The sequence below is a fragment of the Pseudomonas sp. MWU13-2105 genome (assembly GCF_023242315.1).
Classification (GTDB): Bacteria; Pseudomonadota; Gammaproteobacteria; order Pseudomonadales; family Pseudomonadaceae; genus Aquipseudomonas.
In genome coordinates this window covers 41,355-60,190 of record NZ_JALLIY010000022.1, presented here as the reverse complement: position 1 = coordinate 60,190, position 18,836 = coordinate 41,355, and the positions used below count along the sequence as shown (strand labels likewise).

The following is an 18,836-nucleotide window of genomic DNA, read 5'->3' as shown; positions in this document are numbered from 1 at the left end:
CTCAGACCTCCGCGGGCGTGGCCGCGCGATTCAATTCGGACAGCGACAGGTGACGGTCGAACAGCGGTGCCAGGCTCTGGTCATGGCTGACGAACAGCAGGCTCGAGCCGGCTTCGCGACATTCGGCGAACAGCAGTCGGATAAAGGCTTCGCGGGCATCGTAGTCCAGCGCTGAAGTCGGTTCGTCGGCGATTACCAACTCCGGCTGGCCGATCAAGGCGCGGGCAGCGGCAACCCGTTGTTGCTGGCCGATGGACAGCGAGTCGGCACGCCGTTCCAGCAGGGCCGGATCGCTCAGGCCGAGGTGCGCGAGCAGGGTCGCGGCGGCCTGGTCGGCGCTGCCGTGGCGCTGGATCGCGCGGCTGGCGCGCAGCTTGGAAAAGTGGCAAGGCAGCTCGACGTTCTCGCGCACCGAGAGAAACGGCAACAGGTTGAACTGCTGGAAAATATAGCCGGTGTGGTCGACGCGAAAACGGTCGCGGGCGCCGGCACCCAGCTCGGTGAGTTCCTGGCCGAGCAGGCGGATGCTGCCGCGGCTGGGTTTCTGCACGCCGCCGAGCAGGCCGAGCAAGGTGGTCTTGCCGCTGCCGCTGGGGCCTTTGAGGAACAGAGTTTCGCCCGGTTCCAGGCGGAACACCGGGATATCCAGCAACTGCGGATGACCGGGCCAGTTGAAGCCCAGGTCGGACAGTTCGATAAGTGCTTGGGTCATAAAGGCCGATTCACAGGTGATGGGCTCTTGGTGGGATGGGTGTTTATCTGTCTGTGGGAGCGGGCAAGCTCCGCTCCCACAGACAAGCGCCATTCCTACAAGGATTGGGGTGGATCAGAACTTCAGGGTGGCAGCCTCTGGCGTGGCGTCAACCCCTTGTTGGCCACTGCCGGAAATCAACTGCACCTGGATCTTGTGAGTCGCCGGGAAAGTCTTGAACACCTGGCCCAGGTCCAGGGTCTTCAGCGCGGCCGGAGTGGCGCAGGTGAATTGGTAATGGGCGTGGATTTCGCTGTGGTCGTGATGATGCTCGGCCACGGCGGGCTGGGTGCCGGTGGCGGCTTGCGAGGCGTGATCGTCGTCATCATCGTCATCGGCCTCTTCAGGCGCCGGGTCGCCGAACAGCGGGCTTTGCAGTTCCTGGTTGGCCACCACGCAACCGGCGGCCTTCGGCAGGTTGAACAGCTCCAGCGGTTTGTCCAGCAAGGCGCGCACGGCGGTGACCTTGGCCTTGTCGGCATCGCTGGTCGCCGGGTGCTCGAAGCCCACCAGGTTCATCGCCGGACTTTGCAGTTCCAGTTCCAGGGTCTGCCCGTCGAGTGCCGCGTTCAGCCGGCCAACGCCGTGCTCGTGGGCACCGAGGCTGCCATGTTCGTGGGCTTCATGAGCCTGGGCGGCAACCAGCGGGAGCAAGGCAAAAGGCAGGGCGAGCAGCAGGTGGCGCATGGCGTTTCTCCAGGAACGGTAACAAGGGTATTTTGTTATGTGATCTTATAACATTTTATGCTTTGTGCGACCACTGACTTGGCGTCTTGGGTGGCGCGTGGGAGCATGGTCCCTTGCATAGCGAGGAGGGCAGCATGGTGCGAATTCGAGGCACTGTCGGCCAATGGCCGGTGGATTTGACGGTGGAACTGGATGAGGGCGACTGGGCGCGGCTGGGGGCGCAGTTGCAGGTGAGCGTGCCGGCCGATGCGGATGTTGCGCTGGTGGCGCGTCCGGTGAGCCAGGATGATGCCTTGTGGCAGACGGCCAGGGATCTGGTGCGCCAGGCCGGGCAGATTGATGGACCGCAGTTGCTGGGACAGTTGGAAGGGTTGGCCGGGAGCACGGCGGCGGCCAAGCGCTTGTTGGTGCGCTTGCGCCATTGCAGCGAGATCAAGGTGCTGAGCGGGACGGATTCGCCGCTTTACAGCTGGGTCGAGGCCTGAGGGCGGAACATTCTTTGAATGTGGGAGCGGAGCTTGCCCGCAAAGCTCTTGGTGGCCTCACGGGCCTCTTCACAGATAAAACCAGCTCCCACAAGGTCAGTACAACGCAGCGAACAACCGGCGACGGTAGGTGGTCACCAGCGGATGGTCGTTGCCCAGCAGATCGAACACCTGCAGCAAGGTCTTGTGGGGCAAGCCTTCGCTGTAGCCGCGATTACGGATGAACAGCTTGAGCAAACCGTCCAGCGCCGCCTCGTACTGCTGGCGCGACAGTTGTTGTACCGCCAGCTGATAGGCCGCTTCGTCATCCTGCGGGTTTTGCGCCAGGCGCGCCTTCAAATCGGCGACCTCCGGCAGGTCCGCAGCTTGGCGCAAGAAAGTCAGCTGCGCCTTGGCACCCGCCAGCGCGGCCTTGTGCTCGTCGCTCTTCACCGCGTCCAGCACCGCCTGGGCTTCGCCCAACTCTCCACGCTCGGCCAGGCAACGGCCATAAAGAATCAGTGCCTTGGCATTGCTGTTGTCTTCGCCCAGCAGTTCCTTGAGGACAGCTTCGGCATCACCGATCCGGCCTTCGCTGAACAGCGCCTCGGCCTGTTCGAGCGGGTCGGCCGCCGCCGGCGGTGGCATCTGTACATGCGGTTCGAGCATTTTGCGCACCGCCGATTCCGGCTGGGCACCGGCGAAACCGTCCACCGGCTGGCCGTCCTTGAACAGCACCACGGTGGGCAGGCTGCGAATGCCGAAGCGGGCGACGATGTCCTGTTCGGCATCGCAGTCGACCTTGGCCAGCAGCAGTTCACCCTGGTAGCTCTCGGCGATCTGTTGCAGCATCGGCATCAAGGCCTTGCAGGGCGCGCACCACTCGGCCCAGAAGTCCACCAGCACCGGCTTGTGGAACGAGTTCTCGATCACCGATTGGTCGAAATCAGCGGTGGTGGCGTCGAAGATGTAGGGGGCGGGCTGAGTCATCGGAATCTCGGAAAACAGGGAATGGAGCCACTATAAAGCCTGCGCGGGATGGCCGAAAGCATGCTGACGCCGGGCGTGGTAGAGACTGACATGGCGAAACTCCTCCGGCTCCGCCAGGTCCGGCAGGGTGAAGGCCTCGAGCATTTCCAGGCGGCGATACAACGGATGGCGGAAATCCCGCACCCGCGAATCCGCCACCAGGGCCTCCTGGCCGCGGCTGAGAAATTGATCGAGCAATGGCAGGTTCTCCCGGTCATACAGCACATCCGCCACCAGGATCAGGTCGAAGCGATCGCCCTCGGCGAAAAAGTCCGCGCTGTAATTCAGCTCCACCCCGTTGAGCGCGGCATTCGCCCGACAGGCCGCCAGCGCCAGCGGGTCGAGGTCGCAGGCCACCACTTCCAGTGCTCCGGCCCGGGCGGCGGCAATCGCCGCCACGCCGGAACCGGCACCGAAATCCAGCACCCGCTTGCCCGCCACCCAGTGCGGGTTTTGCGCCAGGTAGCGGGCCATGGCCAGGCCGCTGGCCCAGCAGAAACTCCAATAAGGCGGCTCATGCAGGATTCGCCGGGTTTCTTCCGGGGTAAAGGCGCGATCCATGTTGTGCGCGTCGATCAGCCACAACTGCAACGCGGTTCCCGGCAATTCACAGGCCACCAGTTGCGCATCGCCGAGCAACTCGCCCAAGGCGCATTGCAGGTCCGCCGGTGTCCTCATGGCGCGCTGAAGAATTGCAACTGGCCGAGGGCCTGGGTGGTCGGCTCGGTGATGGTTCGCGACGGCAGGTGCAGGATCAATTGCCCGGACTGGCTGGCCCGTCCGCGCAGCTCTACCCGGCTGCCCAGCGGGAACACCTCCGGATTGAAGCGCAACTGGAAGGGCAGCACCTGGCCGGTACCTCGGATCTTGCTGCTGGCCAGCAACTGCTGTGGGCGGCCGCGTTCATCGATCACCAGCAACGCCAGCTCCACTTCCGCGCCCGCGGGCACACCTTGCAAGGTGCCGCTCAATTCACGTTGAAAACTGGGCAGCGGGCCGAGTGCTTCATAGGGATTGACTGGTTTGCTTGTCTGCTGCTGGACCGGGACCGCCGGGGCCGGTTTGGGTGGCGGGCTGCCACAAGCGGCCAACAGGCCGGCGAGACTGAGCAAAACAAGCGGTCGTACTGACATGAACGGCTCCAACCCAAGGCGAAATACGCTGCATCTATCTGTATAAAAGGTAGTCGGGCGACTGTATACCGCAAACCCTATGGCTTGTCTTGCCACGGGGATGCGCTACCATGGCCCTCCCATTTTTTGTTGCCTGCCACCATGCACTGTCCCTTCTGCGGTGCCAACGACACCAAAGTCATCGACTCGCGTCTGGTCGCCGAGGGCGAACAGGTGCGCCGCCGGCGCGAATGCCTGGCCTGCGGTGAACGTTTTACCACCTTCGAGACCGCCGAACTGGTCCTGCCACGCCTGATCAAACAGGATGGCAGCCGCCAACCCTTCGACGAAGACAAACTCCGCGCCGGCATGCAGCGGGCGCTGGAAAAGCGCCCGGTCAGTGTCGAACGCCTGGAGGCCGCGCTGGTGCACATCAAGCACAAGCTGCGGGCCACCGGCGAGCGCGAGGTCAAGTCGCTGGTCGTCGGTGAACTGGTGATGGCCGAGTTGCAGAAACTCGATGAAGTCGCCTATATCCGTTTCGCTTCGGTCTATCGCCGCTTCCAGGACCTCAATGAGTTCCGCGAAGAGATCGACCGCCTCGCCCGCGAGCCCGCCAAAGAATGAGCCATTCGACCGAGCAGGCCGTCCTCGACGCCCACTACATGGCCCGTGCCCTGGAGCTGGCCCGCAAGGGCCGCTACTCGACCCACCCGAACCCACGGGTCGGTTGCGTGATCGTGCAGGCCGGCGCGGTGGTCGGCGAAGGCTGGCACGTGCGCGCCGGCGAACCGCATGCCGAGGTGCATGCCTTGCGCGAGGCGGGTGAAAACGCCCGTGGCGCCACGGCCTACGTGACTCTCGAGCCGTGCAGCCACTTTGGCCGTACGCCACCGTGCGCCGACGCCCTGGTCAAGGCCGGCGTGGCGCGGGTGGTCGCGGCCATGCAGGACCCCAACCCGGAAGTCGCCGGGCGCGGCCTCAAGCGTCTGGCCGATGCCGGCATCGCCGTACACAGCGGTGTGCTCGAAGGTGAGGCGCGGGCGCTGAACCAGGGCTTCCTCAAACGCATGGAGCATGGCGTGCCGTTTGTGCGGGTCAAGTTGGCGATGAGCCTGGACGGGCGCACGGCCATGGCCAGCGGCGAAAGCCAGTGGATTACCGGACCGCAGGCGCGTTCCGCCGTGCAGCGCCTGCGGGCCCAGGCCAGCGTGGTGCTGACCGGTGCCGACAGCGTGCTGGCGGACAATGCGCGGATGACCGTGCGCCCCGCCGAGCTGGGCCTCGATCCGGAGCTGACGGCCCTGGCCGAACGCCGTCCGCCCCTGCGGGTGCTGATCGACGGGCGCCTGCGGGTACCGCTGGATGCCGCTTTCTTCATGGCGGCCCCGGCGCTGGTGGTGACCTGTGTCCCAGGCGCCACCGAACGCTATCAGGCCCAGGGCCATGAATTGCTGGAGGTGCCCGGTGCCGAAGGTCACGTCGACCTGCGCCGCCTGCTGACCGAACTGGCCGCCCGTGGCGTCAACGAGGTGCTGGTGGAGGCCGGCCCACGCCTGGCGGGCGCCTTTGCCCGGCAAGGCCTGGTGGACGAATACCAATTGTTTGTCGCCGGTCAGTTTCTCGGCTCCACGGCGCGTCCATTGTTGGACTGGCCACTGGAGCGGATGGACCAGGCGCCCCGGCTGAAAATCACCGAAATGCGCGCAGTCGGCAGTGACTGGCGAGTCACCGCAATACCTGACCCGGCTCCCGGCGTATAATTTTTGGCTTGCGCCACGCGCGGGCCTGTTCTCGAGGAGGACTTCATGTTTACCGGCATTATCGAATCCATCGGCAGTATCCGTGCCCTCAATCCCAAGGGCGGCGATGTCCGCGTCTACGTGGAAACCGGCAAGCTGGACCTGGCCGACGTCAAGCTCGGCGACAGCATCGCGGTGAACGGCGTCTGCCTGACCGCCGTCGAACTGCCGGGCGACGGCTTCTGGGCCGACGTCAGCCGCGAAACCCTGGACTGCACCGCCTTCAGCCAGTTGAAAGCCGGCAGCCGGGTCAACCTGGAAAAAGCCCTGACCCCGACCACCCGTCTCGGCGGGCACCTGGTCAGCGGCCATGTCGACGGTGTCGGCGAAGTGGTTGCCCGGGAAGAAAACGCCCGGGCCATCCAGTTCCGTATCCGCGCACCGAAAGAGCTGGCCAAGTACATCGCCCACAAGGGTTCGATCACCGTCGACGGCACCAGCCTGACGGTAAACGCGGTGAACGGCGCGGAGTTCGAACTGACCATCGTCCCGCACACCCTGGCCGAAACCATCATGGCCGACTACCGTCCTGGTCGTCAGGTCAACCTCGAAGTCGACCTGCTGGCCCGTTACCTGGAGCGCCTGCTGCTGGGCGACAAGGCCGCGGAGCCGTCGAGCGGCGGCATTACCGAAAGTTTCCTGGCCGCCAACGGCTACCTCAAATCCTGACACTCAAATTTTGAAAGAAGGGGGGTGCCGCGTGGCGCTCAATACGATTGAAGAACTGGTCGAAGACATTCGCCAGGGCAAGATGGTCATCCTCATGGATGACGAAGACCGCGAGAACGAAGGCGACCTGATCATGGCCGCCGAATGCTGCAAGGCCGAACACATCAACTTCATGGCCAAGCACGCCCGTGGCCTGATCTGCATGCCGATGAGCCGCGAGCGCTGCGAACTGCTCAAGCTGCCGCTGATGGCGCCGCGCAACGGTTCCGGTTTCGGCACCAAGTTCACCGTATCGATCGAGGCCAGCGAAGGGGTGACCACCGGCATTTCCGCCGCCGACCGCGCCCGCACCGTGCAAGCGGCGGCGGCCAAGGACGCCAAGGCCGAAGACATCGTCAGTCCCGGTCACATCTTCCCGCTGATGGCCCAGCCCGGCGGTACCCTGGCCCGTGCCGGCCACACCGAAGCGGCCTGCGACCTGGCGCGCATGGCCGGTTTCGAGCCGAGCGGGGTGATCTGCGAAGTGATGAACGACGACGGCACCATGTCCCGTCGCGCCGAACTGGAAACCTTCGCCGCCGAACACAACATCAAGATCGGCACCATCGCCGACCTGATCCACTACCGGATGATCCACGAACGTACCGTTCAGCGGATTGCCGAGCAGCCGCTGGACAGCGAACTGGGGCATTTCACCCTGGTGACCTATCGTGATTCGGTGGAAGGCGACGTGCACATGGCGTTGACCCTGGGCAGCTTCTGCGCCGAAGAACCGACGCTGGTGCGGGTGCACAACATGGACCCGTTGCGCGACCTGCTGATGGTCAAGCAACCGGGGCGCTGGAGCCTGCGCGCCGCCATGGCCGCGGTGGCCGAGGCCGGCAGCGGCGTGGTGCTGCTGCTCGGGCACCCGCTGGATGGCGACGTGCTGCTGGCGCATATCCGCGAGACCGCCGAGCAGGTGCCGGCGAAAAAACCGACCACCTACAGCATCGTCGGTGCCGGTTCGCAGATCCTGCGCGACCTGGGCGTACGCAAAATGCGCCTGATGAGTGCGCCGATGAAGTTCAATGCGATATCCGGTTTCGACCTGGAAGTAGTAGAATACGTGCCCTCCGAATAAAGACTGGCTGCTCGCGGCCCTTGATTCGCGGTTCAAATATCCCTGAGGGGCGCGTACTAGGCGCGCCCCGGCTCTTTAAGAGAATTGTCGAATGACCCTGAAGACCATCGAAGGTACCTTCATCGCCCCCAAAGGCCGTTACGCCCTGGTGGTCGGCCGCTTCAACAGCTTCGTTGTCGAAAGCCTGGTGAGCGGCGCAGTTGACGCCCTGGTTCGCCACGGTGTCAGCGAAAGCGACATCACCCTCATCCGCGCACCTGGCGCCTTCGAAATCCCGCTGGTCGCGCAGAAAGTCGCGCAGAAAGGCGACTTCTCGGCGATCATCGCCCTCGGCGCGGTCATTCGTGGCGGTACGCCGCACTTCGAATACGTGGCCGGCGAATGCACCAAAGGCCTGGCCCAGGTCTCCATGGAATTCGGCGTGCCAGTGGCCTTCGGCGTGCTGACCGTCGACTCCATTGAACAAGCCATCGAACGTTCCGGCACCAAGGCCGGCAACAAAGGCGCCGAAGCCGCCCTTTCCGCCCTGGAAATGGTCAGCTTGCTGGCGCAATTGGAGGCTGTGTGATTAGCGACGAAAGCGATCGTTTCAACCCGCGCGAGCCGAAGCCTGAAGGCGCTGGCAAGCCCTCCAAGAGCGTCAAGCGTCGCGAAGCCCGTCAGCTCGCGACCCAGGCCCTGTACCAGTGGCACATGGCCAAGCAGTCGCTGAACGAGATCGAGGCGCAGTTCCGGGTCGACAACGATTTCAGCGATGTCGACGGCGCCTACTTCCGTGAAATCCTCCACGGCGTGCCACAGTTCAAGAGCGAAATCGACACCGTGCTCAAGCCGTGCCTGGACATCGAGATCGAAGAGCTGGACCCGGTTGAACTGGCGGTATTGCGCCTGTCCACCTGGGAACTGCTCAAGCGCGTCGACGTGCCGTACCGCGTGGTGATCAACGAAGGCATCGAACTGGCCAAGGTCTACGGTTCCACCGACGGTCACAAGTTCGTCAACGGTGTGCTCGACAAGCTGGCACCGCGCCTGCGTGAAGCTGAAGTGAAGGCGTTCAAGCGCTGATCCGCGCTTGACCTGTGCATGGGCGAGTTCGAGCTGATCCGCAACTTCTTCGCCGCCGCGCCCTGTGCGCAGGGCGGCGAGGGTGTTGCCCTGGGCATCGGCGATGACTGCGCGCTGCTGAGCGTCCCCGCAGGGGAACAACTGGCGATTTCCACCGACACCCTGGTGGCCGGTGTGCACTTCGTCGACCCCTGCGACCCTTTTCTGCTCGGCCAGCGCACGCTGGCTGTTGCCGCCAGCGACCTGGCCGCCATGGGCGCGATGCCCCTGGCCTTTACCCTCGCCCTGACCCTGCCGCACAACGACGCCAACTGGTTGCAGGCCTTTGCCCGTGGCTTGAACCTGATGGCGCAACATTGCGACTTGCGCCTGGTGGGCGGCGACACCACTCGTGGGCCGTTGTGCCTGACGCTGACGGTGTTCGGCCGGGTGCCCACGGGCCAGGCGCTGACCCGCGGCGGCGCGCAAATCGGCGACCTGCTGTGTGTCGGCGGCGAGCTGGGCAATGCCGCGGGCGCCTTGCCGCTGGTGCTGGGGCAGCGTACGGCGGCGCCGGCGATTGCCGAGCCGCTGCTGGAGCACTACTGGTCGCCCAAGCCGCAATTGGCACTGGGGCAGTACTTGCGCAACAAGGCGACCTCGGCGCTGGATATTTCCGACGGACTATTGGCAGATTGCGGGCATATCGCGGCGGCATCCTCCGTCAGATTGCAGGTGGAGCGCGACGCGCTGCCGTTGTCGTCGGCGTTGCAGGCCTTTCTCGGTCAGGACGGCGCCCAGGAGGCGGCCCTCAGTGGTGGCGATGACTACGTACTGGCCTTTACCCTGCCAGCCGACGAGTGGCCCGGGTTACTGGCCGCGTACCCAGCGGTACGGGTGATCGGCCAGGTACTGGGCGGGCAGGGCGTGGTCCTGCTGGACAGCTCCGGCCGCGACATCACGCCGGCGCGCCGGGGTTACCAACATTTTCCGGAGACACCGTGACAGATCATCCCAAGCAGGTCCCGGCCGAGTTCGTGCCGCCGTCGGTCTGGCGCAATCCCTGGCATTTCCTGGCCTTCGGCTTCGGTTCCGGGACCTTGCCCAAGGCTCCGGGCACCTGGGGTTCGCTGGTTGCGCTACCCTTTATACCGTTATGGCAGATGTTGCCCGACTGGGGTTACTGGCTGATGCTTGGCGTCACCATGCTGTTCGGCTTCTGGCTGTGCGGCAAGGTCGCCAACGATCTGCGGGTACACGACCACGAGGGCATCGTCTGGGACGAGATGGTCGGGATGTGGATCACCCTCTGGCTGGTGCCGGACGGTTGGTACTGGTTGCTGGCGGGTTTTGCGTTGTTCCGCTTTTTCGACATCCTCAAGCCCTGGCCGATCCGCTGGATCGACCGGCATGTCCACGGCGGCGTCGGCATCATGCTCGACGACGTGCTCGCCGGGGTGTTCGCCTGGCTGGCCATGCAAGGGCTGGTGCACCTCTTTACCTGAGGACTCAGGCATGTCTGGCTGTAGGTTGTGGGTCGTGCTGCTCTGTCTGTGGGCGGGTGGCGTTGTAGGCAATGTCGTTCAGGCGCGCGAAGAAACTTCCGCGCCTGGGCTGATCCACCTCGCCAGCGAGGAATGGGTCGACTACACCGGCGCCGACGGTCGCGGCATGGCCTGGGATGTCATGCGCGAGATCTTCGAGCCCAAGGGCGTCAAGGTGCTGATCAGCACCGAGCCCTACGTCCGGGCGATCGGGCTGGTGCAGCGCGGGGAAGCGGACGCCTGGGTGGCGGCTTATCGCAATGAGGTGGCGGGTGCGCTGTATCCGCGCTGGCATTTCGATGTCGATCATCTCTATGCCCTGGGGCTGGCCAGCAATCCGCAGCCGACCCTGGAAACCCTGGGTATCTATCGCCTGGCCTGGATGCGCGGCTACAAATACCAGGATTACCTGCCCAATATCCGCCACTACAACGAAATCGCGCGGCGCGACGGCGTGTTGTCGATGCTGGCCCATGGTCGCGCTGATTACTACATCGATGCGTTGTCCGAGGTGAGTGAGGTGCAAGGTCATGCCGCGCACCCGGAAATGTTCCAGCGCAGCCATTTGCTCGACCTGCCGCTGTACCTGGGGTTCGCCAACAATGCGCGGGGGCGTTCACTGATGGCCCTGTACGACCAGCGCATGGAGGAACTGGTCAAAAGTGGTGAGCTCCGGGCCATTTTCAAACACTGGAAACAGCCTTATCCGTTTGACGCCATGCCGCTGCCGGTGCCGACGAATCAAACCTATTGATAGTTATCATGGATAATTCAGCCTAAGCGTCTGTAGGAACCTACTGTTACAATGCGACCTCTGCGAATTTCCAGTCCTCATACTGATCAGGAGCACACGGTGCCCGTCGTTTTCGTCGCCGCTTCCAAACTGCCAACCCCTTTTGCGACCTTCACCATGAATGGCTTTCTCGAAGAAGCCACCGGCCGTGAACACGTCGTGCTGACCCTGGGGGATGTGGCGGATGGCGCACCGGTTCTTGGCCGTGTGCATTCCGAATGCCTGACCGGCGATGCCTTGTTCAGCCAGCGCTGCGACTGCGGCTCGCAGCTGGAGGCGGCCCTGCGGGCGATTGCCCTCGAAGGTCGCGGCGTCTTGCTGTACTTGCGCCAGGAAGGGCGCGGCATTGGCCTGATGAACAAGATCCGCGCCTATGAATTGCAGGATGGCGGTGCCGACACGGTCGAGGCCAACGAGCGCCTGGGCTTTGCCGCCGACCAGCGTGACTATTCCATCTGCCGGCCGATGCTCGAACACCTGGGCATCAAGTCGCTGCGCCTGATGACCAACAACCCGCGCAAGGTCAAGGCCTTGACCGAGATGGGCATCACCGTGGCCGAGCGCGTGCCGCTGCAAACCGGACAGAACCCGCACAACAAACTCTATCTGGCGACCAAGGCTGGCAAGCTCGGCCATATGATGGGCAACGAGCACCAGAGCGAGGCGGACCCGGCGTGACCCGCGGCCAGGTGAAGCGTCGGCTGTCGCTGGGCTGGTGGAAGCAGTTGGTGCTGAGTGTATTGCCGCTGTTTGTCGCCAACTGGTTTTTCGGCCAGACCGAGCCGTTGTTGCCGGTGCTGGCGATGCCGTTTTTCATTGCCGGGGTGGCTTCGATGTTTGTCAGCCTGCGCTTTTTCGGGGCTTACAAGCGCTCGCTGATCGCGACCCAGGCGGCGCTGGACAGTCCGGAAGAACCGGCGGCCTGGATCGAGCTGGCAAATGTGCGGCGCAAGGCCCTGGTGGTGGCGGCGTTACCGACCTGGATCGGCACCCTGGCGGTGTTCGTCGGGTTGGAGGCGGTGCCATTGATGCTGCTGGTGCTGTCCACGGTGGTGCTGTTCTACCTGTACCGCATTCCGCGACAGCTGGGCTGATCGACACTATCCCTTTGGCTTGGAAGGGTGCTAGGTCAAAGACGATCCTGAGCTGTACTGGGTTTTGTGGCGAGCGGGCTTGTCGGAGCGCCGCGCTCGGCTGTGCAGCAGTCGTAAAACCTGTGATTACCTTCCATTTGACACAATGAGGCTGCCGATTTTAGGGGCGCTTCGCGCCCCAGCGCGGGCAAGCCCGCTCGCCACAAGTCGCTGCGCTCCAGGAGGGCGCAAGGGGCTTACAATCCCAGCAGCTTCATCCGCCCGGTCACCGACGCTTCGATCCCCGCCACATCCAACCCGCACTCCGCCAGCATCTGCGCCGGCTTCGCGTGTTCGACGTACACATCCGGCAGACCCAGGTGCAGGATCGGCTTGAGCAGGTTGTCACGCGCCAGGAACTCGCTGACCGCCGCCCCGGCGCCGCCCATGATGGCGTTTTCCTCGATGGTCACCAGCAGCTCATGGCTGCCGGCAATCTCGCGTACCAGGGCTTCATCCAGCGGTTTGACGAAACGCATGTCGACCACGCTCGCATCAAGCTTCTCGGCGACGATCAATGCCTCGCTCAACTGCACGCCAAACACCAGCAGGGCGACCTTGCTGCCCCGGCGGCGAACCACGCCCTTGCCGATCTCGATCGGTTCCAGATTCTTCTCGATGGTCGCATTCGGCCCGGTACCGCGTGGATAACGCACCGCCGCCGGACCGTTGTACAAATGCCCGGTGGTCAGCATCTTGCGCAGTTCGTTCTCGTCGCTCGGGGTCATCACCAGCATGCCGGGGATGCAACGCAGGTACGACAGGTCAAAACTGCCGGCATGGGTCGGGCCGTCTTCGCCCACCAGGCCGGCGCGGTCGATGGCGAACAGTACGTCGAGGTTCTGCACCGCGACGTCATGCACCAACTGGTCATAACCGCGTTGCAGGAAGGTCGAGTAGATCGCCACCACCGGCTTGGCGCCTTCGCAGGCCATGCCGGCGGCGAAGGTCACCGCGTGTTGTTCGGCAATCGCGACGTCGAAGTAGCGCAGCGGGAAACGCTCGCTGAAGGCCACCAGGTCCGAGCCTTCCTTCATCGCCGGAGTAATGCCCACCAGGCGCGAATCGGCGGCGGCCATGTCGCACAGCCATTCGCCGAACACACCGGAGTATTTCGGTCCACTGGCCTTCTTCGGCGCGGCGGCCGGGGCGTCCAGGGGTTCGAGCTTGGTGATCGCGTGGTAGCCGATCGGGTCGACTTCCGCCGGGGCGAAGCCCTTGCCCTTCTTGGTCACCACATGCAGGAACTGCGGGCCCTTGAGGTCGCGCATATTGCGCAGGGTGGCGATCAGGGTCGGCAGGTCATGACCGTCGATCGGGCCGATATAGTTCCAGCCCAGCTCTTCGAACAGGGTGCCGGGGACCAGCATGCCCTTGGCGTATTCTTCGGTACGCCGGGCGATTTCCCAGGCCCCGGGCAGGCGCGACAGCACTTTCTTGCTGCCTTCGCGCATGCTCGCGTAGGTGCGGCTGGAGAGAATCTTCGCCAGGTAGTTGGACAGGCCGCCGACATTGCGCGAAATCGACATGTCGTTGTCGTTGAGGATCACCAGCATGTTGGCGTCGACTTCCGGCGCGTGGTTCAGCGCCTCGAAGGCCATGCCGGCGGTCAGCGCGCCGTCACCGATAACGGCAATCGCCTTGCGATCGCTGTTCTGCAGGCGGGCGGCGATGGCCATGCCCAGGGCGGCGCTGATGGAGGTGCTCGAGTGACCGACGCCAAAGGTGTCGTATTCGCTCTCCGAACGGCGCGGGAAAGCCGCCAGGCCACCTTTCTGACGCAGGGTGTGCATGCGCTCGCGACGACCGGTGAGGATCTTGTGCGGATACGCCTGATGGCCCACGTCCCACACCAGCCGGTCGTCCGGGGTGTCGAAGACATAGTGCAACGCGATGGTCAGTTCGATCACGCCAAGGCCGGCACCGAAGTGCCCGCCGGTCTGGCCGACCGAATAGAGCAACTCCTGGCGCAGTTCATCGGCCAGGGTTTCCAGCTCGGCTTCACCTAACCGGCGCAGGCCGGCCGGCGTGTCGGCACGGTCCAGCAGGGGCGTGGTCGGGCGCTTGCGGGGAATCTCATGGAACGTCGTGGGCATCAGGCGAATCGTTATAGGTATAGAAGAGGCGGCAGTTTACCTGATGCATCGCACGCTGCCCACGCGGAGCGTCGAAGTTGGCCGATATGCGGCCTTGGGCGCGGCGTTTGGCTCAGCTGCGCCGTTCGACGATATAACGGGCTAGGTCGCGCAACGGTTCGGCACACGCGTCAAACGGTCGCAGGGCGTGCAGCGCCTGGTCGCGCAGTTCCAGGGCGTAGGCCTTGGCCGCGTCCAGGCCGAGCAGGGCCGGGTAGGTCGGTTTGTCGCGGGCGATATCGGCACCCTGGCGCTTGCCGAGGGTGGCGGTGTCGCTTTCCACGTCGAGGATATCGTCCTGCACCTGGAAAGCCAGGCCGATGGCCTGGGCGTAGGCCTGCAGCGAGCGCAGTTCGTCCTTTTGCGCCTGGCCGCTGGCCAGGGCGCCGAGCTTGACGCTGGCTTCGATCAGCGCGCCGGTCTTGTGCCGGTGCATGTATTCCAGGGCCTTCTGGTCGAGCTTGAGGCCCACGGCACCGAGGTCGATGGCCTGGCCGCCGACCATGCCGGCCGGGCCTGCGGCCTGGGCCAGGGTGGTGACCATGCTCAGGCGGATATCGGCGTTCAGCTCGCTCAGATTCGGGTCGAGCAGGGCGCTGAAGGCCAGGCTTTGCAGGCCGTCACCGGCGAGGATCGCACAGGCTTCGTCGAACGCCTTGTGGGTGGTCGGCTGGCCGCGACGCAGGTCGTCGTCGTCCATGGCCGGCAGGTCGTCGTGGACCAGCGAGTAGGCATGGATCAGTTCCACCGCGCAGGCCGCGCCGTTGGCCTGTTCCGGCTTGCCGCCGAGGGCTTCGCAGGCGGCGTAGGCGAGCAGTGGACGCACGCGCTTGCCGCCGTTCATCACGCTGTAGCGCATGGCTTCATAGAGGCGGGCGAGTTCGGCGCTGGGGGCGCTGAACAGGGTGTCGAGTGCGGCGTTGACCCGGGCCTGGCTGCTGGCCTGATAGGCTTTGATCATTCTGCTTGTTCCGCGTCGAAGGGTTCTTCGGCCAGTTCGCCGTCGCGTTCGAGGAGGATCTGCACCTTCTGCTCGGCCTGGGCCAGGGCACCCTGGCAGTCGCGGGTCAGGCGGATGCCTTGTTCAAAGGCGGTCAGCGAGTCTTCCAACGACAATTCGCCGTTCTCCAGGCGTTCGACCAGGGTTTGCAGGTCGGCAAGGGATTGCTCGAAGTCCAGGGAAGCTTTTTTGCGGGCCATGGCGGCGATCTCGGTAGGCGTTGAACGGGCGCGACACTAGCAGACAGCGGGTTTCGGGGCAAATGCGAGGGGCTACCACTCGCTTTGTCCTGAACAGAATAGTGGATCGTTTTCACGCTCTCGGGATGATCACTGTCGTGATCGTGACAGTGCGATACATACCCATGATTGTTTGTGGATACGGCATTGCTGTATTCAAGTCAAAATTTGACAACCTACCTGCCGTGTTCCTGAAGCAATTGAAGGAGGAACTCTTCGATGAATGATGAACTGGAGCAATTCCAGAAGGACTTGCCGGTCTCGGTTCTGCATATGAAGTCGAGTTAACGCGGCGCGGGTCACCAGGGCGACATTGATCGCCGCTGTCGAGGTTCGGACAAAGGTCGGTTTGTCCGAGAGTGATTTCGCCAAGCTTCGGCCGGCGACTCCGGTTGTTTTGTAAGGGGCATCGTGTATCTGTTTCTCGTCGATATGAAAACTGCAAGTCGATCGGAAAACACTGTTTGGATAGTGGCCTTTTGCCTTGTTTTACAAGGCTTTCCGGGGTTCACACGAGGAACCTGATTTATTTGCTGAGCCACCTCACAAATACCGCTTTGTCTCCATTGTCTAACAACCTTCGAATCGCTAACCTCTGCCGCTTCCCCTACCTGTCATCGACAGGTCTTCTCTGACCGATACCGTGTCGGGAGTGCGCTGTGGATCTTGCGCAGGGTTTCTATGATGCATGGCAAGGAGGCTGTTGATGCGCCGGTTTTTTCCCATCCTGATCGCCCTCTGGGCCACGACCGCCTGGGCCGAGCCCTCGGCCGAGCTTCGGGAACCGACCGGCGGCTGGCGTTATGCTGGTCTTCTCGACCGCAAGGATGCGCCGCAGGTGGCCTACCCCACGCCGCCCATCGACCGTGGTATCCAGCGCAGCCGCACGCCCATCGAAGGCCGGATCAATCCGCCCTCCGGGCCGCGTGAGCCGCATATCCTGTCGGTCAACGGCAACCCGCTGAATCTCTACACCGACGACGCCGGCCGCTTCGTCCGGCCCTATGCCTTCGGCGCCGGCTCCAACAGCGTCGAAGTGCGCAGTTCCACGGGCAAGTCGCTCAAGCGCGTGCAGTTCTACGAAGCCAACAAGCAGATCACCCCGGCGCGTATCCGCGTGGTCCTCGGCTGGGACGACCCCAAGGCCGAACTCGACCTGCACATCATCACCCCCGACGGCCAGCACGCCTTCTACGCCCATCCGGCGTTGACCAACGGCGGCGGCCTCGACCCGGACGGCGTCGACGGCCCCGGCCCGGAAATGTTCACCATGACCGCGCCGCTGCACGGCACCTACCTGATTTATGTGAACTACTGGGGCAACTACAGCGCCAGCGACGGCTATAACTTTACCGAGCGCGCCAACCAGAACGAGGTCATCACCTCGCAGATCAACCTGGTGCTCAACGAAAACACCGTCGATGAAAAGCGCGAGAGCTTCACCGTGCCCCTGCGTGCCATCGGCGACCTGCTGCTGGTCAAGACCTTCAACTATTGAACATCCCGCTCCACGGATGAATGGGCTTTGCGAACATGAGCGATAACACAGCTTCCCCGGACGCCGCTGTACCGGCTGCCCCTCAACCTGCCGGCTCGCGCCGTTGGCTGGGCCTTGTGCTCGGGCTATGCGTGGCCGCTACGGTGGCCGGCGGCCTGGGCTGGTTTTTCCACCACAAGCCGGCCGCCCCGGCGCCGGAGCTGGCCCTGGAAAAACTCGGCGTGAGCCGCCCGGACGCGCTGCTGGAAACCGCCTCGCTGAGCCAGTTGCCCAAGGACCTGCTCAGCGTGCCGTTCCTGCGCGACACCCTGACCGAGGATTTCGTCTTCTATTACGAAACCCACGGTGATCGTCTCGGCCTGATCGGCAGCCTGCGGCGGATCATCTACGAGCATGACCTCAAGCTGCAGGACAACCTGATCGAGCAACTCTTCGACCAGCCGGCGGATATCGCCCTGTGGCGTGGTGCCGACGGTCGGCTCAAGGACTTCCTGCTGGTGATGGACCGCGGCGGCCTGGCCAAGCTGCTCGAACCCCTGGCCCATGTCGCGCTGGACGACACCCAACTGACCAAGGTCGGCGAAGTGAAAGTCGCCGGTGACAGCGTGCCGCTCTATCGCCTGGCCTACAACGCCAGCAAAGCCCTGTTGTTCGCCTCCCGTGGCGACAAGCTGGTGGTGCTGTCCAATCCGGAGCGGCTCTATGAGCAAACCAGCGACGACAGCGAATTGTCCCCGGGCGAGGTCTCGACCCAGGCCCTGGCGGCGTTGCTCAACGGCGACAAACTGTTCCCCGAAGCCTTCGGTCTCAAGCCCCGTGAAACGGTCGTGAAGCAGCGCATCTCGATTGCGTCCAGCGTCCTGGCCATGGGTTACCAGCGCTTTATCCCCAACTTCGCCGGCCTGCGCCTGGATATGGACGACAAGGGCTGGCACAGCTTCCTCGCCCTGGATGAGCAGGACAAAGCCGCCGACTTCGACTTCAAGCCGATCTGGCAAGCCATGCCGGTGGGCGCCAGCGCCTGCGTCGCGCTGCCGTTGGCCGCCGAGCAGCAACAACCGCTGCTGGTCAAACTGGGGGCCGACGAGGCCACCGCGAAGAAACTCACCGAGCATATGAGCGGTGCCGCCGGCCTTTGCTGGTACGCCGACTCGCGCCTGTACACACCGTTGCTGGTGGCGAACCTGACCAAGGACAATGACAGTCTCGACGCCGACCTGGGCAAGCTGTTCGGCTCGATGGTCGGGAGCAAGGAAAGCAATGTCGACGGCGGCCTGTTCCCCATCGACGAGCAGCACAAAGACAGCGTTCACCAATGGAAGCGCCAGGTCAGTTCGACCTTTGGCCAGTACGCCGCCAAGGAAGCCGAGAACCCCGACGCCATCACCGGCAAGGGCTTCTTCCGCGTGAGCCTGGCGCGACACGGTTCGACCCTGTTGTTTTCCCTGGATGACAAGCTGGTGGACAAGGCCCTTGGCACCCTAGACAAGCACTTCCCGCCGCTGGCCGACGTGCTGCCCAAGGACGTGCTGATGCCGGTCTACCTCGGCCCGGACTCCCTGGCGCAACTGATGCAGCAGGAAACCCTCGACAGCCTGCCGCAGGACATGGAGCCGGTGTTCCGCAACGCCGCGCAGACCCACCTGATTCCCAAGCTGCAAAAGCTCGCCGGTTTCGGCAAGTACGCCCTGACCCTGCCGGAAGGCAGCGAGCCGGACGGCCACTGGCAGTGGTTGCCGCTGCAATGGCGCGCGATGTGACGCCTATGTTCGCGATTGGCACGGCGCTATCGGGATGGCAACGCTGCACCACT

The 18,836-nt window shown here is 63.9% G+C and carries 22 protein-coding genes; 14 read left to right on the top strand and 8 right to left on the bottom strand.

Annotated features, from left to right (window positions below; genetic code table 11):
* Position 1: 1 nt before the first annotated feature.
* Both M5B96_RS27525 and M5B96_RS27520 read right to left on the bottom strand, forming a co-directional pair.
* Complete coding sequence (locus tag M5B96_RS27525) at positions 2–712, bottom strand: ABC transporter ATP-binding protein (RefSeq protein ID WP_248800115.1); 711 nt, start codon at positions 710–712, stop codon at positions 2–4.
* Positions 713–826: 114 nt separating this feature from the next.
* A complete protein-coding gene (locus M5B96_RS27520) occupies positions 827–1,438 on the bottom strand; it encodes a DUF2796 domain-containing protein (RefSeq protein ID WP_248800114.1) in 612 nt (203 codons plus the stop codon).
* 134 nt (positions 1,439–1,572) lie between these two features.
* On the opposite strand from M5B96_RS27520, the gene M5B96_RS27515 reads away from it, so the two are divergent.
* Positions 1,573–1,923, top strand: coding sequence for a hypothetical protein (locus tag M5B96_RS27515; protein WP_248800113.1), 351 nt, complete (start codon positions 1,573–1,575; stop codon positions 1,921–1,923).
* Between the two features lie 96 nt (positions 1,924–2,019).
* Here M5B96_RS27515 and trxA read toward each other — a convergent pair whose 3' ends face one another.
* Genes trxA through M5B96_RS27500 form a run of 3 tightly spaced genes read right to left on the bottom strand, consistent with a single transcriptional unit; the run spans position 2,020 to position 4,064 of the window.
* A complete protein-coding gene (gene trxA / locus M5B96_RS27510; protein WP_248800112.1) occupies positions 2,020–2,892 on the bottom strand; it encodes a thioredoxin in 873 nt (290 codons plus the stop codon).
* A 30-nt stretch (positions 2,893–2,922) separates the two neighbouring features.
* A complete protein-coding gene (locus M5B96_RS27505) occupies positions 2,923–3,609 on the bottom strand; it encodes a class I SAM-dependent methyltransferase (RefSeq protein ID WP_248800111.1) in 687 nt (228 codons plus the stop codon).
* Complete coding sequence (locus tag M5B96_RS27500) at positions 3,606–4,064, bottom strand: YbaY family lipoprotein (protein ID WP_248800110.1); 459 nt, start codon at positions 4,062–4,064, stop codon at positions 3,606–3,608. The genes M5B96_RS27505 and M5B96_RS27500 overlap by 4 nt, the downstream gene beginning before the upstream one ends.
* A 141-nt stretch (positions 4,065–4,205) precedes the next feature.
* Here M5B96_RS27500 and nrdR point away from each other — a divergent pair, with 141 nt between their 5' ends.
* From nrdR to M5B96_RS27445, 11 genes are all read left to right on the top strand, one after another.
* Positions 4,206–4,670 (top strand): transcriptional regulator NrdR, encoded by a 465-nt coding sequence (gene nrdR / locus M5B96_RS27495; protein ID WP_164886258.1) that lies wholly within the window; start codon positions 4,206–4,208, stop codon positions 4,668–4,670.
* A complete protein-coding gene (gene ribD, locus M5B96_RS27490; RefSeq protein ID WP_248800109.1) occupies positions 4,667–5,806 on the top strand; it encodes a bifunctional diaminohydroxyphosphoribosylaminopyrimidine deaminase/5-amino-6-(5-phosphoribosylamino)uracil reductase RibD in 1,140 nt (379 codons plus the stop codon). The genes nrdR and ribD overlap by 4 nt, the downstream gene beginning before the upstream one ends.
* Before the next feature lie 45 nt (positions 5,807–5,851).
* Complete coding sequence (locus M5B96_RS27485) at positions 5,852–6,514, top strand: riboflavin synthase (RefSeq protein WP_248800108.1); 663 nt, start codon at positions 5,852–5,854, stop codon at positions 6,512–6,514.
* Positions 6,515–6,545: 31 nt separating this feature from the next.
* Positions 6,546–7,637 carry a bifunctional 3,4-dihydroxy-2-butanone-4-phosphate synthase/GTP cyclohydrolase II gene (gene ribBA, locus M5B96_RS27480; protein ID WP_248800107.1) on the top strand — a complete coding sequence of 364 codons (1,092 nt, stop codon included), beginning with the start codon at positions 6,546–6,548 and terminating at the stop codon, positions 7,635–7,637.
* Between the two features lie 91 nt (positions 7,638–7,728).
* Positions 7,729–8,205, top strand: coding sequence for a 6,7-dimethyl-8-ribityllumazine synthase (ribE, locus tag M5B96_RS27475; RefSeq protein ID WP_248800106.1), 477 nt, complete (start codon positions 7,729–7,731; stop codon positions 8,203–8,205).
* Positions 8,202–8,702, top strand: a complete 501-nt coding sequence (nusB, locus tag M5B96_RS27470; RefSeq protein ID WP_248800105.1) for a transcription antitermination factor NusB — start codon at positions 8,202–8,204, stop codon at positions 8,700–8,702. The genes ribE and nusB overlap by 4 nt, the downstream gene beginning before the upstream one ends.
* A gap of 18 nt (positions 8,703–8,720) precedes the next feature.
* Positions 8,721–9,686, top strand: a complete 966-nt coding sequence (gene thiL, locus M5B96_RS27465) for a thiamine-phosphate kinase (RefSeq protein ID WP_248800104.1) — start codon at positions 8,721–8,723, stop codon at positions 9,684–9,686.
* Complete coding sequence (locus tag M5B96_RS27460) at positions 9,683–10,186, top strand: phosphatidylglycerophosphatase A (RefSeq protein WP_178130030.1); 504 nt, start codon at positions 9,683–9,685, stop codon at positions 10,184–10,186. Before thiL ends, M5B96_RS27460 begins: the two co-directional genes overlap by 4 nt.
* A 10-nt stretch (positions 10,187–10,196) precedes the next feature.
* Complete coding sequence (locus M5B96_RS27455; RefSeq protein WP_248800103.1) at positions 10,197–10,979, top strand: transporter substrate-binding domain-containing protein; 783 nt, start codon at positions 10,197–10,199, stop codon at positions 10,977–10,979.
* 99 nt (positions 10,980–11,078) lie between these two features.
* Entirely contained in the window at positions 11,079–11,696 is a 618-nt protein-coding gene (ribA, locus tag M5B96_RS27450; protein WP_177101683.1) for a GTP cyclohydrolase II, read from the top strand.
* Positions 11,693–12,112: an MFS transporter gene (locus M5B96_RS27445; RefSeq protein ID WP_248800102.1), complete on the top strand. Its 420-nt coding sequence runs from the start codon at positions 11,693–11,695 to the stop codon at positions 12,110–12,112. Before ribA ends, M5B96_RS27445 begins: the two co-directional genes overlap by 4 nt.
* Positions 12,113–12,348: 236 nt before the next feature.
* Here the strand turns inward: M5B96_RS27445 and dxs are convergent, their stop codons facing one another.
* From dxs to M5B96_RS27430, 3 genes are all read right to left on the bottom strand, one after another.
* Positions 12,349–14,247, bottom strand: coding sequence for a 1-deoxy-D-xylulose-5-phosphate synthase (gene dxs, locus M5B96_RS27440; RefSeq protein ID WP_248800101.1), 1,899 nt, complete (start codon positions 14,245–14,247; stop codon positions 12,349–12,351).
* A gap of 112 nt (positions 14,248–14,359) precedes the next feature.
* Entirely contained in the window at positions 14,360–15,247 is an 888-nt protein-coding gene (gene ispA / locus M5B96_RS27435) for a (2E,6E)-farnesyl diphosphate synthase (RefSeq protein ID WP_248800100.1), read from the bottom strand.
* Positions 15,244–15,486: an exodeoxyribonuclease VII small subunit gene (locus tag M5B96_RS27430; RefSeq protein ID WP_100944400.1), complete on the bottom strand. Its 243-nt coding sequence runs from the start codon at positions 15,484–15,486 to the stop codon at positions 15,244–15,246. Before M5B96_RS27430 ends, ispA begins: the two co-directional genes overlap by 4 nt.
* 745 nt (positions 15,487–16,231) lie before the next feature.
* On the opposite strand from M5B96_RS27430, the gene M5B96_RS27425 reads away from it, so the two are divergent.
* Positions 16,232–17,023: a YfaP family protein gene (locus M5B96_RS27425; RefSeq protein WP_248800099.1), complete on the top strand. Its 792-nt coding sequence runs from the start codon at positions 16,232–16,234 to the stop codon at positions 17,021–17,023.
* Positions 17,024–17,058: 35 nt separating this feature from the next.
* A complete protein-coding gene (locus tag M5B96_RS27420) occupies positions 17,059–18,783 on the top strand; it encodes a DUF2138 domain-containing protein (RefSeq protein ID WP_248800098.1) in 1,725 nt (574 codons plus the stop codon).
* The last annotated feature ends 53 nt before the right edge of the window (positions 18,784–18,836 follow it).

What these genes read in the sequence shown, in the direction of transcription:
- M5B96_RS27430 (WP_100944400.1), bottom strand. Translation starts at nt 15,486, where the DNA reads ATGGCCCGCAAAAAAGCTTCCCTGGACTTCGAGCAATCCCTTGCCGAC.
- M5B96_RS27455 (WP_248800103.1), top strand. Translation starts at nt 10,197, where the DNA reads ATGTCTGGCTGTAGGTTGTGGGTCGTGCTGCTCTGTCTGTGGGCGGGT.
- M5B96_RS27515 (WP_248800113.1), top strand. Translation starts at nt 1,573, where the DNA reads ATGGTGCGAATTCGAGGCACTGTCGGCCAATGGCCGGTGGATTTGACG.
- M5B96_RS27425 (WP_248800099.1), top strand. Translation starts at nt 16,232, where the DNA reads ATGCGCCGGTTTTTTCCCATCCTGATCGCCCTCTGGGCCACGACCGCC.
- nrdR (WP_164886258.1), top strand. Translation starts at nt 4,206, where the DNA reads ATGCACTGTCCCTTCTGCGGTGCCAACGACACCAAAGTCATCGACTCG.
- M5B96_RS27505 (WP_248800111.1), bottom strand. Translation starts at nt 3,609, where the DNA reads ATGAGGACACCGGCGGACCTGCAATGCGCCTTGGGCGAGTTGCTCGGC.
- ribD (WP_248800109.1), top strand. Translation starts at nt 4,667, where the DNA reads ATGAGCCATTCGACCGAGCAGGCCGTCCTCGACGCCCACTACATGGCC.
- M5B96_RS27520 (WP_248800114.1), bottom strand. Translation starts at nt 1,438, where the DNA reads ATGCGCCACCTGCTGCTCGCCCTGCCTTTTGCCTTGCTCCCGCTGGTT.
- M5B96_RS27525 (WP_248800115.1), bottom strand. Translation starts at nt 712, where the DNA reads ATGACCCAAGCACTTATCGAACTGTCCGACCTGGGCTTCAACTGGCCC.
- dxs (WP_248800101.1), bottom strand. Translation starts at nt 14,247, where the DNA reads ATGCCCACGACGTTCCATGAGATTCCCCGCAAGCGCCCGACCACGCCC.
- M5B96_RS27500 (WP_248800110.1), bottom strand. Translation starts at nt 4,064, where the DNA reads ATGTCAGTACGACCGCTTGTTTTGCTCAGTCTCGCCGGCCTGTTGGCC.
- M5B96_RS27485 (WP_248800108.1), top strand. Translation starts at nt 5,852, where the DNA reads ATGTTTACCGGCATTATCGAATCCATCGGCAGTATCCGTGCCCTCAAT.
- ribE (WP_248800106.1), top strand. Translation starts at nt 7,729, where the DNA reads ATGACCCTGAAGACCATCGAAGGTACCTTCATCGCCCCCAAAGGCCGT.
- thiL (WP_248800104.1), top strand. Translation starts at nt 8,721, where the DNA reads ATGGGCGAGTTCGAGCTGATCCGCAACTTCTTCGCCGCCGCGCCCTGT.
- M5B96_RS27420 (WP_248800098.1), top strand. Translation starts at nt 17,059, where the DNA reads ATGAGCGATAACACAGCTTCCCCGGACGCCGCTGTACCGGCTGCCCCT.
- ispA (WP_248800100.1), bottom strand. Translation starts at nt 15,247, where the DNA reads ATGATCAAAGCCTATCAGGCCAGCAGCCAGGCCCGGGTCAACGCCGCA.
- trxA (WP_248800112.1), bottom strand. Translation starts at nt 2,892, where the DNA reads ATGACTCAGCCCGCCCCCTACATCTTCGACGCCACCACCGCTGATTTC.